This window comes from Nonomuraea lactucae (assembly GCF_003313395.1).
GTDB lineage: Bacteria > Actinomycetota > Actinomycetes > Streptosporangiales > Streptosporangiaceae > Nonomuraea > Nonomuraea lactucae.
In genome coordinates, this window is the sequence record NZ_QNFZ01000359.1 from 1 (window position 1) to 745 (window position 745).

The 745-nt window shown below is 73.6% G+C and carries 1 protein-coding gene; it reads left to right on the forward strand.

Going from position 1 to position 745, the window contains the following annotated elements; all coding sequences use genetic code 11:
- The coding region (locus DQW85_RS21945) for a hypothetical protein (protein WP_162795208.1) at window positions 1-452 on the forward strand (452 nt) is incomplete at its 5' end.
- Window positions 453-745: the final 293 nt, after the last annotated feature.

Genomic DNA, 745 nt, shown 5'->3' on the forward strand with positions numbered 1-745 from the left:
AGCTGCTCGACGGCCCGGTACGGCGGCTGGCCTCCAGGCCCGGCGAGTGCGTGTGGGGGCCGGGCGAGGGCTCCGACCGGGGCCACCGGGTCATCGTCCGCGTGTGGGCCGAGCGGCCCAACGGCGACCACAGCGGCCCGGCCATGGCCGCGCGGAGGTTCGCCGGAGAGCGCGCCAGCCGGGCGGGCGCGGAGGGCAAGGTGTTCCGCAAGGTCACGGGCGGCGTCACGGACCTGACGGGGGTGGGCGAGGCGGCGTTCGCGCAGCACTCCTTCGAGGTGTTCCCGGGCCCCGACCAGGGGCGGATGGACGGAGTGGTGCTGCTGCGGGTCAGCAACCTCCTGGGGGAGGTGGTCGTGCACCGCCGTGAGGTGCCGGTGAAGGCCGTGGCGCGCGAACGGGAGCGGGCGATCAGCGCCGCTCGCGTCGTGTCCGCCGCACTCAAGCCGTGATACCCGTACGGACCACCTGCAAGTGCCTTGCAAGCGTCATGACCCACGTTGACTCGCATGTCATGGAACGAAGCCCGGAGTGCCATATGAGCACTTTGACTAGCATGTTCACCCGCACGTCATGGCAGACCCCTGGAGTCACCCGTGAACCCCGGTAGCGACGAACCGCCGACCACACCCCACCAGGTGCCCGGCAGGCAGGTCCCGCCGCCGCCCACCTGGCCGCCCCCGCCTCCGACCGGGCCTCCCGCCGGGCCTCCGACCGGGCCTCCCGCCGGGCCTCCGACCGGGCC